19 protein-coding genes and 1 pseudogene are annotated in these 14,247 nt (G+C 46.6%); 5 read left to right on the top strand and 15 right to left on the bottom strand.

The features are described from left to right. Positions 1–11: 11 nt before the first annotated feature. The 3 genes from ACJ2PR_RS23495 to ACJ2PR_RS23485 form a co-directional block, all read right to left on the bottom strand. Positions 12–275 carry a tautomerase family protein gene (locus ACJ2PR_RS23495; RefSeq protein WP_446878768.1) on the bottom strand — a complete coding sequence of 88 codons (264 nt, stop codon included), beginning with the start codon at positions 273–275 and terminating at the stop codon, positions 12–14. A gap of 20 nt (positions 276–295) precedes the next feature. Beyond that, on the bottom strand, positions 296–910 hold the full coding sequence (locus tag ACJ2PR_RS23490) for an FMN-dependent NADH-azoreductase (RefSeq protein ID WP_446878767.1): 615 nt from the start codon (positions 908–910) through the stop codon (positions 296–298). 72 nt (positions 911–982) lie between these two features. Further along, a complete protein-coding gene (locus tag ACJ2PR_RS23485) occupies positions 983–1,882 on the bottom strand; it encodes an EamA family transporter (protein WP_446878766.1) in 900 nt (299 codons plus the stop codon). A 108-nt stretch (positions 1,883–1,990) separates the two neighbouring features. Between ACJ2PR_RS23485 and ACJ2PR_RS23480 the strand changes: the two genes are divergently transcribed. Then, positions 1,991–2,446 (top strand): MarR family winged helix-turn-helix transcriptional regulator, encoded by a 456-nt coding sequence (locus ACJ2PR_RS23480; protein WP_446878765.1) that lies wholly within the window; start codon positions 1,991–1,993, stop codon positions 2,444–2,446. Here ACJ2PR_RS23480 and ACJ2PR_RS23475 read toward each other — a convergent pair. Continuing rightward, on the bottom strand, positions 2,395–3,087 hold the full coding sequence (locus ACJ2PR_RS23475; RefSeq protein WP_446878764.1) for a GNAT family N-acetyltransferase: 693 nt from the start codon (positions 3,085–3,087) through the stop codon (positions 2,395–2,397). The genes ACJ2PR_RS23480 and ACJ2PR_RS23475 overlap by 52 nt on opposite strands. 91 nt (positions 3,088–3,178) lie before the next feature. On the opposite strand from ACJ2PR_RS23475, the gene ACJ2PR_RS23470 reads away from it, so the two are divergent. Beyond that, positions 3,179–3,598, top strand: coding sequence for a transposase family protein (locus ACJ2PR_RS23470; protein WP_446860315.1), 420 nt, complete (start codon positions 3,179–3,181; stop codon positions 3,596–3,598). 125 nt (positions 3,599–3,723) lie between these two features. Here ACJ2PR_RS23470 and ACJ2PR_RS23465 read toward each other — a convergent pair whose 3' ends face one another. Beyond that, positions 3,724–4,107: a hypothetical protein gene (locus ACJ2PR_RS23465; protein WP_446868176.1), complete on the bottom strand. Its 384-nt coding sequence runs from the start codon at positions 4,105–4,107 to the stop codon at positions 3,724–3,726. A gap of 414 nt (positions 4,108–4,521) precedes the next feature. Beyond that, the gene (locus tag ACJ2PR_RS23460; RefSeq protein WP_446878763.1) at positions 4,522–4,668 is read right to left on the bottom strand and encodes a hypothetical protein; all 147 of its coding nucleotides are present in this window, start codon (positions 4,666–4,668) and stop codon (positions 4,522–4,524) included. 500 nt (positions 4,669–5,168) lie between these two features. Between ACJ2PR_RS23460 and ACJ2PR_RS23455 the strand changes: the two genes are divergently transcribed. Continuing rightward, complete coding sequence (locus ACJ2PR_RS23455; RefSeq protein WP_446868174.1) at positions 5,169–5,864, top strand: helix-turn-helix domain-containing protein; 696 nt, start codon at positions 5,169–5,171, stop codon at positions 5,862–5,864. A gap of 202 nt (positions 5,865–6,066) precedes the next feature. Here ACJ2PR_RS23455 and ACJ2PR_RS23450 read toward each other — a convergent pair whose 3' ends face one another. After that, positions 6,067–7,113 carry a FecCD family ABC transporter permease gene (locus tag ACJ2PR_RS23450; protein WP_446860319.1) on the bottom strand — a complete coding sequence of 349 codons (1,047 nt, stop codon included), beginning with the start codon at positions 7,111–7,113 and terminating at the stop codon, positions 6,067–6,069. Beyond that, on the bottom strand, positions 7,110–8,129 hold the full coding sequence (locus ACJ2PR_RS23445; RefSeq protein WP_446878762.1) for a FecCD family ABC transporter permease: 1,020 nt from the start codon (positions 8,127–8,129) through the stop codon (positions 7,110–7,112). The genes ACJ2PR_RS23450 and ACJ2PR_RS23445 overlap by 4 nt, the downstream gene beginning before the upstream one ends. A gap of 189 nt (positions 8,130–8,318) precedes the next feature. On the opposite strand from ACJ2PR_RS23445, the gene ACJ2PR_RS23440 reads away from it, so the two are divergent. Next, entirely contained in the window at positions 8,319–9,281 is a 963-nt protein-coding gene (locus tag ACJ2PR_RS23440) for an Rpn family recombination-promoting nuclease/putative transposase (RefSeq protein WP_446878761.1), read from the top strand. A gap of 69 nt (positions 9,282–9,350) precedes the next feature. Here ACJ2PR_RS23440 and ACJ2PR_RS23435 read toward each other — a convergent pair whose 3' ends face one another. The 3 genes from ACJ2PR_RS23435 to ACJ2PR_RS23425 form a co-directional block, all read right to left on the bottom strand. Next, on the bottom strand, positions 9,351–9,821 hold the full coding sequence (locus ACJ2PR_RS23435; protein ID WP_446868170.1) for a TetR family transcriptional regulator C-terminal domain-containing protein: 471 nt from the start codon (positions 9,819–9,821) through the stop codon (positions 9,351–9,353). Then, a complete protein-coding gene (locus ACJ2PR_RS23430; RefSeq protein WP_446868169.1) occupies positions 9,805–10,026 on the bottom strand; it encodes a TetR family transcriptional regulator in 222 nt (73 codons plus the stop codon). The genes ACJ2PR_RS23435 and ACJ2PR_RS23430 overlap by 17 nt, the downstream gene beginning before the upstream one ends. Positions 10,027–10,149: 123 nt before the next feature. Next, positions 10,150–10,551: an MAPEG family protein gene (locus tag ACJ2PR_RS23425; protein ID WP_446868168.1), complete on the bottom strand. Its 402-nt coding sequence runs from the start codon at positions 10,549–10,551 to the stop codon at positions 10,150–10,152. Between the two features lie 155 nt (positions 10,552–10,706). Between ACJ2PR_RS23425 and tnpA the strand changes: the two genes are divergently transcribed. Further along, entirely contained in the window at positions 10,707–11,126 is a 420-nt protein-coding gene (gene tnpA / locus ACJ2PR_RS23420; protein ID WP_446875475.1) for an IS200/IS605 family transposase, read from the top strand. Between the two features lie 101 nt (positions 11,127–11,227). Here the strand turns inward: tnpA and ACJ2PR_RS23415 are convergent, their stop codons facing one another. The 4 genes and pseudogenes from ACJ2PR_RS23415 to ACJ2PR_RS23400 form a co-directional block, all read right to left on the bottom strand. After that, positions 11,228–11,986, bottom strand: coding sequence for an SDR family oxidoreductase (locus tag ACJ2PR_RS23415; protein ID WP_446868167.1), 759 nt, complete (start codon positions 11,984–11,986; stop codon positions 11,228–11,230). Positions 11,987–12,083: 97 nt separating this feature from the next. After that, entirely contained in the window at positions 12,084–13,001 is a 918-nt protein-coding gene (locus ACJ2PR_RS23410; protein WP_446860325.1) for a helix-turn-helix domain-containing protein, read from the bottom strand. Positions 13,002–13,415: 414 nt separating this feature from the next. Beyond that, positions 13,416–14,018, bottom strand: a complete 603-nt coding sequence (locus ACJ2PR_RS23405) for an NAD-dependent epimerase/dehydratase family protein (RefSeq protein ID WP_446868166.1) — start codon at positions 14,016–14,018, stop codon at positions 13,416–13,418. A gap of 17 nt (positions 14,019–14,035) precedes the next feature. After that, positions 14,036–14,173: pseudogene (locus ACJ2PR_RS23400) on the bottom strand (NAD-dependent epimerase/dehydratase family protein); the annotation flags it as partial. Positions 14,174–14,247: the final 74 nt, after the last annotated feature.

Raw genomic sequence — 14,247 nt, 5'->3', positions numbered from 1 at the left:
TCATGAGTTCATTAGATCTTATTTCTTCCTTTGACACAATCTAATTTACAGTCCCGAGGTTTCTCAGCCTGGTTATTCTGAGTTTGCCGCAACGCCTGAACTGACATTCCAGCGACTCCCCAGTCTTCAGTCGCAACCTCATCGATCAGCACAAATGTGATTGCTGGATCTTTATTCAACACCTGAACGAGAAGCTCGGTTACTCCCTTAATCAGTTCAGCTTTTTGCTCAGACGTTGTTCCTTCTCGCGTAATTCTGATATTGACGTAAGGCATGGTTGTACTCCTTTTATTTCTTACCAACTCATTGCGAATGCTTTTAGTTGCTCGCGTGCCTCAACGAGAGATTGTTCTCGTAATTCAGTTCTCAATCCATTGGCATTGACAAACTCAATCTCTGTAATCCCAATGAAGTTAAAGGCTGTTCTCAAAAAGGGTTCTTGGAAATCCGATGCAGCAAGGTCAGAGCCAGAGCGAAAATCACTGCCGCGAGCCGTGATCACCAACATCTTTTTGTGTGTGACTAATCCCTGAAATCCGTTAGCACTGACTGTAAAAGTGCGTCTTGGTCGAATAATGTGATCAAGGTAGGATTTCAGCACTGCTGGGATACTGAAGTTGTACATTGGAGCCGAGAGAACATAGTAATCTGCCGCAAAAAGTTCATCAATCAGTTTGTCTGAAAGTTCGATCGCAGTTGCTAATTCTGGCGTATATTGCTCTGGTGATGTGAACTTTGCTTGTATCCAAGTAGCATCAATGTAGGGAATCGGATTCAACCCTAGATCCCGGTAAGTGATGCTTGCATCTGGATGAGAAAATCTCCACTTTGCTACAAATTCTTGAGCCAGCGATCGCGAATGGGATTGCTCTCCACGCGGACTGGTATCGAGATGCAAAAGATGAGCCATGATCAAACTCCTCGAAGGTTTTACAAAGAGTTAATGCTTGAGTAAAGTTGAGCCTGAAGATTTAAACTGCATCTAGGTGACAGCGAACACGATTAGAACTCCACCTGTAATTTGCATCAACGTCAGGGATTGATCGAACCAGACCCACGCCAGTGCAGCCGCAGCGACAGGTTCAAGGGTAGCTGTGATCGCAGCTTGCTCTGCTTGAACTCGTTGAATACACCAGAAGAACAGCAAGTAGGGTAACAATGTTCCGCCAATGCTGATGAAGAACACTTTAGGAAAATTCTCTGGTGTTAGCAGGCTGCTAGGAAATCCTTGAGTGAACTGATACGCTAACCAGACGAGACTGGCAACTGCCGAAGTTTTGAGCATCACTCCGATCGGTTCGCGAGTTGTACTTAGATTCTCACTCAGAACGATGTAAGCCGCAAAGAAAACTGCTGTCGATAAACCGATAACCAGACCGAATCCGTTGATCTGTTGCCGATCGCTAGTGAGTAAGTTAGAAACTAAGATCACTCCCAACACCGACAACAACAGTGCGACTAACAGAGATCGAGAAGGCGCAGTTCGAGAACTAAAAGCTGTCCACAGCACGACCCAGATCGAAGCAGTATAGAGCAGGACGATTGCGATCGCGACTGGCAAGCGCTGAATCGCTAAGAAATCTGCACCCACTAAGCCCACCCGAACAATTCCTAATCCCAACTCTCGTCCGTTGAGTTTTTGAGCCTGCGTTCTGCCAAAGAAGCTGTCGAGAATCGCGAATCCGAAGGTAGCGATCATCGTGGTGACTCCCGCTAACTCAAAGGGAGAGACCCCAACTAGAAACAAGCTGTTGGCAACATTGGCAGCGATTGCCCAAGCCACGACAGTCACAATCATTGCCAACAGCCCTAGCAGATTGGAAGCGTATCGATTCAAACTGAACAGAGGTTCGCAGGCAGAATGAGGCGATTTGAGTGCCATCGTTTTAACCCTATAAGTATTTCAATTTTGGATAATTGAAATTTCAACTAAATTGAAGATAACACCCCTTAGTTGAAATTTCAACTACTTTTTTGCGATAATCTTGGTATGACTTCTCAACCGGAACTGGACAATCAACGCAACTCCCTTTGGCGGCTTTTTATTACCGCGAATGCCAAACTGCTCGATCGCATCGGCGAAAAGTTCTCTCAAGCAGGACTACCCAGCATGGATTGGTATGATGTGCTGCTCACGCTTAAAGAATCCCCAGATCACTGTTTACGGTTGAGTGAGGTCGCAGAAAAAGCACTGTTAAGTCGAAGCAATCTGACGTATTTGCTCGATCGCATGGAAAAAGCTGGATTGCTCTACCGAGAACGATGTCCCAACGATCGACGAGGGACGTATGCAGTGCTAACAGAAGCGGGATTAGCGATGCAGCAGCAGATGTGGTCTGTCTACTCTGAAGCGATCGTAGAATATTTTGGCGCACACCTCAACGAAGAAGAACTTCAGGTTATGCAGCAAGTCCTAGAACGGATGCTGGCTGGAGCTTGTAAGTGAGAACGAACATTACTCACCTCTACTTGAGGAGAACAATGCGCTGTTTCATCTTCATCCTGCCAGTCTTGTCGAAGCATTGCCCATAACTTCGCATCTTCAAACACTCCCCATTTTCGGACTCGTTGGCGGAGTATCCCTTCTTGAGTAAATCCATTCTTCTGGAGCACTTTGCCTGAAGCTGGATTTCGCATTAGGTGATAAGCATAGAGCCGATTAAGATCTAATGCTTCAAACCCGAAACGAAGCGCAGGTTTTAATGCTTCGCTCATGTACCCTTGTCCCCACATTTCGATCGCTAACCAAAAACTCAGTTCTGCCTGAGCATGTTCTCGCTCAATAGCTCGAATCTCAATCAGTCCGCAAAATGCTGTTTCAGATTTGCGCTCAATGATAAATGTGGTAGACTGCCCTGCTTCAAATTGTGCAATTTGTCTGGATACGTATCGCTCTGCTTCGTCATCAGGATAAGGATGGGGAATCGAGATCATGGTATCGGCAACTGCACGCATACTTGCAGCGTTTTGAATTGGAGGAACATCTGCACGAGTGAGTGGACGTAGAAACAATCGATTGGTTTCTAAATGATATTGTTGAGCGGTTCCGCCAGAGTTGCGCTTTGCGCGAATCGAACATTGCTGCATTGCTTCACCTTCACATCAGTTGATGAACTAGAATCAGTAGACCTCCTGCATGAATCCTGAGCAGTGATTAGGGGGGATTCATGAGACCAGCGTGGAGCGCATTGTTCGCAAGATTGAGAACATTTTGATCCAGTCCAGGGAGTTCCGATTGCCGGGTCAGAAAGCTCTGTACTCGTCGGAACCCGAATGGAACATCCTACTGGTCGATGTCAGTGAGAGTCCGATAGAACGCCCAAAAAAACAACGACGCTACTACAGCGGCAAGCAACGCTGGCACACGCTCAAAGCGCAAGTCGTCGTAGACTATCTCAGCGGCATGATTGTCTGCACTACCTTTGGCAAAGGACGACAGCATGACTTCCGACTATTCAAGGATTCGCAACTTCCGACTCAAATTGAACAGCTTTGGGTCGCAGACCGAGGTTACCAAGGCATTACCAAATTTCATGCTTACCGTTGTACGCCCTACAAAACGTCAACAAAAGTAAGAGTTGAGTTCAACTTTTGTTAAGCAGGTACTGGTCTTCTAGTTTGTGGTAAAGATGGTTAGTATCCGTAATCATGATATCGGCATATTTGCACGCTCACGAAATTGTTGATTCTACCCACTACTAATTAAAAGACCAGTGATTGTCCTTACCAATTTACGTTTCCGCTGGCACTACACTTAGTATTATTCCAGCGTGGTTCTTGGCATCTTAAACGAAGCTTATATGTACGCCTTGCAAGTGTAGTAGCGGTTTTTGATACAGTGCCTTGATCTTTGATTGTTCCATTTGCAACAACAGTTTTGTCTCCTTGATCAATTAAATCGTATCCGACATTTAGATTGTTGTGATTACTAATGTCAACCCTCACAACACGATTTCCTGGTCTCAGAGAGTCAGAAAAAACTGGTCCACTACCACTCAAAAAAGTAACGCCGTAAGCCTTCTCCGAAAGGGCTTTCTGACAAATGATTGCAGATAATGATGCTACAAGCAATGCGGCTGGAAATACAAACATTTTACGTACTTTCATAGCTCTCCTTTGTTGGATTCTACAAATCTCTTGGTTCAAAGCTGAAGCTGACGAACCTACCCATTACCCTGTGATTCATCCCTTGAGTACAAGTGTTGTTTGCTCGACTTCAGACAGATCACCCACTGGGTCTCGTCCATGTATCCCAAACAGATAAATTTCATGGTTGCCTCCAAAATTTGCTCAGAAATTGTCGCCTGCATCTAGTAGTCGTTTGGTGAAGCGACAAATCGACAGCCTCGCAAAAAACTTTTTCAGCCCAATTCGTGCAGGCGTTTTTCAAGGAACCTTCGCTCTGGTTCCTGTTTCACGATCGCGAGTGCCTGCTGATAAGCTGCTCTAGCTTCAATGTGTAATAGATGCGCCATACTTTCTCCTGATCAATCACGATTTCAAATCGAACGAACAACCTGTCTAACGACAATAAAATCGTTGCTCTAACCATTGACGCAGTTCTTGCTCTGAGTGAAGACTGGCAGAGCAACGAGTAGCGGGGTCATACACCTGAAAGTAGGTTTGACCAAAGCGATCGCGGCGCTGTCGGACTTGCGGTTCACTCAATGATGATGCAAGGTTCCAAATCAAAGATAGAACTGACTTCAATTTGACAGCGATCGCTAACATCATTCTTTTCAGACGCTTGGAAATAGAGAAAGCTTTTACACTCTTTTGGTGTCGTAAGTTATGAAAGTCGCAGTGATTCATTGAAAACTCCTTGCAAGACTCATAGTTAAGTCATCACCTTTTTAGTTTAGATAAACGCTTTCCATCCGACTATCGGATTCTTGTGCCAGTATCAGGATCTTGCGATCGATTTTTAGAATATTGCTGGAAAATTTTGTAGAACTGAATACAATTGAAGCTATACAAATTGGGTTTGCATCATGAAGATAACCCCTACTCAGCTCCCTAAAAGTCCTTGCTTGCCCCGCTTGTCTAGCCAAAATCTGGGGTGGGAAAACATTTCGGTTGATCAATATCAGTATCCGAACGGTGAGACAACGTGTCATTCTAGTCATGAGCATATTATCTGTTTGTCCCTTTCAGCTCGCCCAGTTCACTTGCTACAAACGAGGGGAGACAAGACTCGTCAGGGGAGGTTTGGAAAAGGCGACATTTCCATTACGCCTGCAAAGACCCCGTTTTATGATCGCTGGGAGGGAGAAGATCATTACTTAAAAATTCGCCTTGCGTCTCGTTTCATTGAGCGCGTTACTAGAGAAACCCTTGCGAGTAATTCTGATCAGCTTCAACTTCGCCTTGAATTTCGGACTCGCGATCCGCAAATTGAAGCGATCGGCAGGATGCTGCTAACTGAACTGCAACAAGAAAATCTAGGTGGCAAGCTGTACGCTGAATCTCTGGCAAATGTTCTAGCTGTGCATTTACTTAGACAGTATGCGACTACCCAAGCTCAGATTCCCGTCTATGTCGGTGGACTTCCCCAGCGTCAACTTTTGCAAGTGCTAGAGTACGTAGATGCCCATTTGCATCAAGAAATTCAACTTGCCAATTTAGCCCAATTGTTGGAGATGAGTCAGTTTCACTTCAGCCATTTGTTTAAGCAGTCGATCGGCATGGCTCCCTATCAATACTTACTTCAACAAAGAATAGAACGAGCAAAGCAATTGTTGAAACAAACAGATCGCTCGATCGTAGATATTGCTTTGACCTGTGGGTTCAGCAGCCATAGTCATCTGAGTCAACAGTTTCGTCAACTCACAGGCATGACCCCGAAAGCCTACAGAACGAATTAAGCAAACGCACCCTTCAACAAACGACTGAAGAGATTGACGTGAACGGGAAACTCTTGACCAAGATTGGGTAAAAGCTTATGACCTGCTGTCTTTGAGAATGAGAGTGATGAAGCGCCAAATTTTCAGAAACGTCATGTCCTCCTAAAGCCGATACAAGGGGGCGAAGCGGACTGGAACGGAGCGACAAAAATCTGTTCATGACTCATTTAGGATTGCTATATAAAGATCGACGATTGCGAATCAGCAAATAGAGAAAGAACGGCGCACCGATCGCGGCTGTGATGACTCCACAGGGAAGCTCAATCGGCGCAAACACTGTTCGACCGACAAAATCGGCGAGTACAACTAACACGCCACCGATCAAAGCTGAGATCGGCAACAGTCCCTCGTGTCGATTGCCAACAATCTGCCGTCCTACATGAGGTGCAATCAAACCCACAAAGCCGATCGTGCCCGCAGTTGCAACTGATGCTCCTGCTAACCCCACTGCGACCATTACAAGCAATCCGCGCTGCCATTCGACTCGGCTTCCCAATCCTTTCGCCATGTCTTCTCCTAAGTTCAGTACATTCAGATGTCTTGCTAACCCAAATGCAGCAGGCACAAGTACAATCAGCCAGGGCAAAAACGAAACCACTTGTTCCCAAGTCCGACCGTAAACACTGCCTGCTAACCACACTAAAGCCTGACTGACATCGTAAATTGAGCCAAAGGTAATCAGTAAACTGGTGAAAGCACTCGCGATCGCAGACAATCCAATCCCCATCAAAATCAACAAAATCGGTGAACTACCTCCATTCCAAGCCAATCCATAGATTAGGGCTGCCATCACTGCCGCACCTCCAAAGGCAGAAAACGGTAGCGCGTAGACTGGAGCCTCTGGAAACAAGACAATGACCGAAACGGCTGCAAGACTAGCTCCAGTATTGATGCCAATAATGCTAGGGTCAGCGAGTGCATTGCGGGTTAAGCCTTGAAAGATAGTTCCTGAAATCGAGAGTGCAACGCCCACCATGAAGGCAACCAGGGTTCGAGGCAGGCGTAATGTCTGGATCACAAACGCATGATCAGGATTGCCTGTATTAACGCCGAACAATGTTTTTACAATGTCTAGAACTGCGATCGGGTATTCCCCTCGTCCAACATTGAGAACAATCGCCGCAAATCCGACTGCTAATAAGAAAGCCGCGATCGCAGGGACTCTTTGATCGAGCCGAAACGAAAGGATAGGAGAACGCCAATCGCTCATTTTTTCACCTTCGATTTTGCAAGATAGACAAAGAACGGCGCACCGACGATCGCAGTCATTACGCCAACGGGAAGCTCTTGAGGTTTTAATAACACGCGCGCTGCAATGTCTGATACTAAAAGTAGAATTGCACCAAGTACGGCTGAATAGGGCAAAATCCAGCGGTAGTCTGTTTTGATAAAGAATCGCACCACATGAGGAACGACTAAACCCACAAAGCCAATCGGGCCTGCGATCGCAACCGAACTTCCTGCAAGTAAAACAATGCTAATTGCCGTCAAGATCTTAATCCAAACAGTCTGCTGTCCCAAACTTGTTGCAACATCTTCCCCTAAACTAATCGTTGTGATTTGACGACCCAGCAAAAATGCAATCAACAATCCAGCACCGAGAAACGGTAAGACCTGCAAGAACAAGCTAAAATCGCGCCCTGCGAGTGATCCTGCCAACCAAAAGCGAATCTCCTCAAAGGTGCGCTGACTGACGATTAGAATTGCTGTCGTGATTGAAGAAATCAACGCAGATATGGCGGCTCCTGCAACCGTCAAATTGAGCGGAGTTGCGCCTCCTCGTCCAAGAGTACCGAGAAAATAAACGAGGATTGCTGCGATCGCGGCTCCCAAAAATGCAACTCCCGCATAAACCGTTAACGAGGAACTACCAAACAGAAACAAGCTAATTACAACCGCCAATGCTCCGCCTGCTTCAATCCCTAAAATTCCAGTTTCCGCAAGTGGATTACGGGTTAAGCCTTGCATTAACGCACCTGAAACCGCGAGGGCAGCACCGACTGACATTGCGATTAGCGATCGCGGTAATCTCACAGTTTGGATCACCAGATGATCGAATGAATTGTCAAATGTTGTGAATGATCCCAAAATTGTCGCTAATGGAATGTCTCTTGCACCAAGAGTGACACTGTAGATTAGAACGAGGAGTAATGCGATCGCACCTAAACCGAGTCCTAATATAGGCGAAATGGCAGGTTTGAAGACTCTAGGTAGAATTGAAGTCATCGCGAAAGAAAGCGCTTAATGCAAATAAGTCCCAATTGTACCGTGTTGTTTGCGAAAAATCGTTTGCAAAGATGCAGATTTAACGATTTGTCGATCTGAGCCGTTGTGATGCAGTGTGGAAACTGGATATCGATCACACCTGAGATCGGTTCTATAATAGAGCTATCGACCTGTTGTCTCCTGAGTCCTATGGTGTTTTCTCTACCAGACCGATATATCAGCTTACTCACCGACTTTGGTTTTAAGCGGGTCTTTGGTACGGAGCCAAACAAGCATTTGCTGATCGATTTTCTCAATACGCTGCTGCCTAAATACCATCAGATTCGCGATCTGACGTTCAAGAATTCAGAGAAGCCAGGCAACACAGCGATCGACCGTAAAGCGATCTTTGATATCTATTGTGAAGCCCAGAACGGCGATCGCTTCATCGTCGAAATCCAAAAGGCAAAGCAGAATTTCTTCAAAGACCGCAGCGTTTACTATGCCAGCTTTCCGATTCAAGAACAAGCGGAAAAAGGCGAATGGAACTACGAACTCACCTCGGTCTACACGGTCGGCATACTAGATTTTATCTTTGATGATCACAAGCATGAAGAGACGTTGCTGCACATTGTGGAACTGAAGGATCAGCACTGTCGCGTGTTTTACGAGAAACTCAAGTTTATTTATATCGAGTTACCGAAGTTCAAGAAACCGTTGGAGCAGTTGGAAAGTCATTTTGATAAGTGGTTATTTTTATTTCGGCATCTGGCTCAACTAGATGCACCGCCGCCATCGTTGCAGGAGGAGGTGTTTGAGGAGTTGTTTGAGGTGACGGAGATTGCCAACTTCTCGCCTGATGAGCAACGTAGCTATCAGAGTAGTTTGAAGGCTTACCGAGATTGGTATGCGATCGAGATGACGGCACGGCAGGAAGCGATGGAGCAAGGGCGAGAACAAGGGCGAGAACAAGGGCGAGAAGAAGGACGGGAAACACAGACGATCGCATTATTGACCCGTCTTTTAACCCGGCGACTCGGACAGGAACTCTCTGAAGAGACAAGATCGCGCCTTTCCAGTCTGCCGCTCCCCGTTCTCGAAGACCTCAGTGAAGCGTTGCTAGATTTTTCTGAAATCAGCAATTTGGAAATATGGTTAGCCGCACACGAATAACCTCATTATTCCGCCTTTCCGGTGCGTTGACGGGGTATTTTTTGGGGTCATCGAAGATAGTACAATTGCTCAAGTGCTCAAGTTGTTTGAGTTCAGGCAAGATGCGGCATGACCCAATTTTGGCGTTGCTGAATAGGGGCATTGCTGAGTCGTGGGATGAATTGCCCCAAAGCAGAGGGAACGTAAGTGGGCGATCGCTTGCTGCAAGTGAATCGGATCGTGATGGAGTTTGCTCAACATCAATCCGCCTTCTAAACAGATAATCAATAGCGTTGCGGCTGCCTTAGCATCGACGGTCGAATTCATTTCACCGCGTTTGATGCCTCTTCGGATGATGCGAACAATCCAACTGTGCCAGTGTTTCATTTCTCGACTTGCCTGTTCTCGCAATCCCAGCAAGGCATCATCAGATTCGATCGCTGTATTGAGTAACGGACAGCCACTAGGAATGGGAGGATCGCGAAAAAACTGCTGAAAGACGGTCATAAAGGCAAGTAGTTGACTAGGTGCAGAATCATGACCCTTATAATGCCGCTGCATAGTGTTGACGCACTAGACGCACCGAATAATTGAATGTTTCCAGAGCTAATTGCTCTTTACTCTCAAAGTGGTTGTAGATTCTTCCTTTCTGTAATCCTGCGGCTTGCATGATAGCGGCGATCGAAGCCCCCGCATAGCCTTGTTGATTGAAGATCGGGGCTGCCTGTTGCAGAATATCAAGTTTTGTTGTCTCGCCTTTTCCCATAGAAGACCGATCTGTCACTTTAAGCCTAAGACTAAGAGAATGGGTTGAAGAAGTCAAGCTGTTGAGATCCAACAGGCTAACTTTTTAGTTAGCGCAAAGCGCAACTGCGAAGCAAACGCACAATTAAAAAACAGCTAAAGTCGTCAAGGCAATTAAGCAACTAAACTGAATCACTAAGCTCAAAAGCCGCAATCTTGGATCGAGACCTGCAATGTGGATCACGGAGTGTAGCATCCGACATGCAATGTAAATCCAGATTAAGATATCGATTCCAGTTCCAGAGGTTCCTTGAACAGTCAGGAGAAATACGACTCCCAGGTATAAAGGTAAGTTCTCGACTAAGTTGGCGTGTACCCGGTAAAGCCGCCAAAGCAAGCTTTCATCGTTTGGGATGGCGAAGTCTTTGATCGAGCCACCCGTTGCTAGATGCCGGATTCTCACGACGATGAGCAGAACCGCGATCGCAATAGTCCATAGAATAAAAGTCACTAATCCCCAAAGTGGAGCAGTCATCTCGTTTAACATTTGCATTTCCTCTTCTGTAACTTGTCAGTAGCTCAGAAGGTAAGCCACTGGTTTTACCAGTGCGACTTGAACAGCTTTTAGCGTTTCCGGCGTTCCTGAGCGCGTGTAAAGTAACTCCCACGGTGGCTTGAACCGAACCGTAGGAGGATAAACACATGTCGGAATTGTATCAAAGCCTTTCTCACAGCAAGTGGGATTGCAAGTATCACGTGATTTTCGTGCCCAAGTATCGTCGAAAGACCATGTTTTTGGAGTTGCGGCAATATTTGGGGCCGGTGTTTCATGAGTTGGCGCGTCAAAAAGAATGCCAGATCATCGAAGGACATTTGCTGGTGGATCATGTGCATCTGTGCATTGCGATTCTGCCGAAACATGCCGTGTCGTCCGTGATCGGCTTTCTCAAGGGCAAAAGTGCCATTGCAATTGCCCGTCGATTCAAAGGCAAGCAGCGCAATTTTGAGGGAGAGAATTTCTGGGCACGGGGCTACGCCGTCTCAACCGTTGGATTTGAAGAGGAGGTGGTGCGTCGGTATATCCGAGAGCAAGAAGTGTTTGAGCAAAGTGGACGATTCTAATTGACTCACAGACACCTTCAGCAAGGACACCCGCCCTTGGGGCGGTCACATTCATCAAGCCACCAGCTTTGCTGGGGGTGTCTGACTCGCGGTCAATCTTCTTAACTCCTACCCAATTCAGTCCAACCGCCGTCCACAACCAGTTCTTCTCCCAGCACAAAGGAAGCTTCATCGCTGGCTAAAAATAGCACTGCTTTGGCAATCTCTTCCGGTTGTCCGAAGCGTTTGAGCGGAATTGACTGCTGAAGTTTTGTCGTCACTTGCTCTAACTGTTCTTGAGAAATTCCAGTTTTGCTGATAATGGAGGTTTTTACTGGGCCTGGACTTACTGCATTGACTCGGATACCCTGTTCAATCAGTTCGGCAGCTAACACGCGAACGAGAGACCGTAGTGCAGCTTTAGAGGCAGCATAAATACCTGAATAGGGCATCCCTATCTGATTGTTGATTGAGGTGTTGAAGACAATGCTGCTGTTTTTGGACATCAAAGGAATGGCTTTCTGTACTGTGAACAATGCCCCCTTAAAGTTAATGTCCATCGTTTCGTTGATAAATGCCTCATCTACATCGAGTAGTGAACTGAATTTAGCAATTCCAGCATTAACAAATAAAACATCCAGTCTGTGCCAGCGTTCTTCAATCTGAGCCAATGCACGGTCTAAATCAGTGGGAGATCGTACCTCCGCCCGAATTGCTAAAACCTCTGTTCCAAGAAGTTTAGAAGCTTGTTCCAATCGCGCTTGATTTTGACCGATGATGGCAACCTTGGCTCCTTCTTGTAGAAACAGTTGAGCCGTTGCCAGCCCAATTCCACTGGTACCACCCGTAATCAGAGCAATTTTTCCATTCAATCGAGACATACAAGCACTCACTTTCAATCGCAACTGACAACAGCTTAGGAAGCTTGCGGTTGAGAAGGCTAGAAAAAAGTTGCGGGATTTTGGGATATTCTTGCGCTCACGCTTGCTGGAATTGTCTTGGAGTCACACCCAAGTTCCGCTTAAAGCATCGGGTCAGATGGCTTTGATCGCAAAAGCCGACTCGACTCGCAATCTCTGCAATGCTGAGTTGACTGTGTTGGAGTAGGAATTTAGCTTTCTCAACCCGGCACTGCAAAATGTATTGATGCGGCGTGAGATGTGTGGATTGCTTGAACAGACGTAAAAAATGGTAGGGACTCAATTGAGCAATTTCTGCCAGTTCAATCAGCTTGATGTCTTGGTGAAGATGCTCATTGATGAATTCCCTGATTTGTTGCACTTTTAGTTTCGATAATCCATCCGCACCACTCGATAACTTTGGTTGGATTGTGCAGTAGTTCCGCAGCAGATGAATGGCTAAAGTGGTTCTGAGGCTATCGATCAACAACTGCCCTCCGATTTTACTCTCCTCCACTTCTTGTCTCAACGTAGAAACAATGCCTTGAATGAGGGCATCTTGCTGAGTCATGAAGTAGGGAATGAGTTCAATGCGATCGGGATTCACCCAATCTTGACCCACTTGGTGAAGTAGCGCAGGGTCGATTGCCACGATCGTAAACTGGGCGGTGATGCTCCAATTACATCGCTGCGAAATGCCTGCGGGGATGATAGCAATGTCTCCGTCGTAGCGGGCTTCTCGTTTCAGTTTGCCGTCTAGCCATCGCTCTCCCAATCTCATTTCATCATCTAGAGAGATTGTGCTCGGCGGACAGTAAGCAATCACATGCCAGTTTGCTTCATGCTCAGGGGTATCGAATTGGGGTTGGTGATGATGTTCAAAATGGATCTGCTCCCAGCCGCAGCTTTTGAGCACCGCAGGACGCGGCAGCAGAAAATCGGAGGTCTGTTCCTGGCTAAAGTCAATGTTCTCGATTTCTTGCTCTGTCATTCTCATCGTGAACGCCTCCCAACTTGTTGAACTCCCTTAACATTAGACTTCCTGCACGAATCATAGATGCCCTCCGACTAAAGTCGGGGCTACAAGAGCAAAGTGTGCCTTCGCACACTAAAGAGGCGATTTTAACCGTTAGTCCACGGAGGTGGACTTTGTTCTGATAGCAGCGATTTCAATCGCCAGGTATTCATGCAGGAAGTCTATTTAAGTGAATGCTTAATTACTCTGGAATCAGTTAAGCATTTACTTAATCATTTTACATAAGCCGACCCAGTGCCAGCGGGAGCATCCCAACTGTGCAAATCTGAATCGGATGGCATAAAGTGAACGGGTTCTCATTTTAGGAGTAGAGGCAATGACTCCCGACCAACAAGCCCGACTGAAAGCCTACATCCGAGAAGCGGCGAGCATTCTCTACGAAGTCAGGGAACAAGAGATGCAAACGATCGGGGCATTCGTTCGTAAATTCCATAGGCCATGCGGGGTAAAAGGGGTGGTTGCACTGATAATATAGCGACCAAAGCCGATCGCTGGAGCTTTCTCAAGGGCAAGGAGATGGGCACTCGCCACGTCTTCTAGATCTACTCTGCAATAGAGCAATTCGTTTGCCTTGATGTTACTATCCGGGTAAGCCAGTCGCGTTTCTAGGTGATTGTCTTCTTCTGGAAAAAACCGCGAGGTTCGTAGAACGAGACAAGGGAGACGTTGATTCCGGTAAACCAGTTGGCACAAATCTTCTGCGGCAGTCTTGGTCACACCATAGATGTTTTTGGGAATAAGCATCACGTCCTCGGTAATCCAAGCCGTAGGCGCATCGGCAGGCGGTGTGAGCGCGCTACCCAAGGTGCTGGTTGTGCTAGTGAAGATAAAAGCTTGTACACTGTCTGCCACAGCTTCTTCCAGAAGATTGAGCGTCCCTGTGATGTTAGTGTCCACAAAGCTTTGGCGACTATGGGTCGAGACATGAGGTTTGGTAGAGTCGCGGTATGAAGGACGGCATCCACCCCTTTCAGGCATTGTTTGACCCGATCGCGATCGCAGATAGAACCAATGGTACGGGTAAAGTCCGTCTTGATCAGATCAATGCCAACGACATCATGCTGGGTGTTTTGTAAGGTACGAACCAACGCTTCACCCAAATGCCCCGCACTGCCTGTAACCAAGATTTTCATACCCATACCAATTCGTTGTCGTGGATTCACGCTGCGATCGTCAATATTCTGTGTGCCTCAGTTCACTTCTTCTA

Source organism: Phormidesmis sp. 146-33, from assembly GCF_052939515.1.
The sequence above is the reverse complement of the archived record's forward strand: the minus strand, read 5'-3'. Positions and strand labels throughout refer to the sequence as shown.

Bases quoted from the DNA above. Each gene is read 5' to 3' on its own strand.
- ACJ2PR_RS23410 (WP_446860325.1), bottom strand. From the start codon at position 13,001: ATGAGAATGACAGAGCAAGAAATCGAGAACATTGACTTTAGCCAGGAA.
- ACJ2PR_RS23450 (WP_446860319.1), bottom strand. From the start codon at position 7,113: ATGAGCGATTGGCGTTCTCCTATCCTTTCGTTTCGGCTCGATCAAAGA.
- ACJ2PR_RS23485 (WP_446878766.1), bottom strand. From the start codon at position 1,882: ATGGCACTCAAATCGCCTCATTCTGCCTGCGAACCTCTGTTCAGTTTG.
- ACJ2PR_RS23405 (WP_446868166.1), bottom strand. From the start codon at position 14,018: ATGCCTGAAAGGGGTGGATGCCGTCCTTCATACCGCGACTCTACCAAA.
- ACJ2PR_RS23435 (WP_446868170.1), bottom strand. From the start codon at position 9,821: ATGCAGCGGCATTATAAGGGTCATGATTCTGCACCTAGTCAACTACTT.
- ACJ2PR_RS23480 (WP_446878765.1), top strand. From the start codon at position 1,991: ATGACTTCTCAACCGGAACTGGACAATCAACGCAACTCCCTTTGGCGG.
- ACJ2PR_RS23415 (WP_446868167.1), bottom strand. From the start codon at position 11,986: ATGTCTCGATTGAATGGAAAAATTGCTCTGATTACGGGTGGTACCAGT.
- ACJ2PR_RS23475 (WP_446878764.1), bottom strand. From the start codon at position 3,087: ATGCAGCAATGTTCGATTCGCGCAAAGCGCAACTCTGGCGGAACCGCT.
- ACJ2PR_RS23440 (WP_446878761.1), top strand. From the start codon at position 8,319: ATGGTGTTTTCTCTACCAGACCGATATATCAGCTTACTCACCGACTTT.
- tnpA (WP_446875475.1), top strand. From the start codon at position 10,707: ATGTCGGAATTGTATCAAAGCCTTTCTCACAGCAAGTGGGATTGCAAG.
- ACJ2PR_RS23465 (WP_446868176.1), bottom strand. From the start codon at position 4,107: ATGAAAGTACGTAAAATGTTTGTATTTCCAGCCGCATTGCTTGTAGCA.
- ACJ2PR_RS23490 (WP_446878767.1), bottom strand. From the start codon at position 910: ATGGCTCATCTTTTGCATCTCGATACCAGTCCGCGTGGAGAGCAATCC.
- ACJ2PR_RS23445 (WP_446878762.1), bottom strand. From the start codon at position 8,129: ATGACTTCAATTCTACCTAGAGTCTTCAAACCTGCCATTTCGCCTATA.
- ACJ2PR_RS23425 (WP_446868168.1), bottom strand. From the start codon at position 10,551: ATGTTAAACGAGATGACTGCTCCACTTTGGGGATTAGTGACTTTTATT.
- ACJ2PR_RS23430 (WP_446868169.1), bottom strand. From the start codon at position 10,026: ATGGGAAAAGGCGAGACAACAAAACTTGATATTCTGCAACAGGCAGCC.
- ACJ2PR_RS23495 (WP_446878768.1), bottom strand. From the start codon at position 275: ATGCCTTACGTCAATATCAGAATTACGCGAGAAGGAACAACGTCTGAG.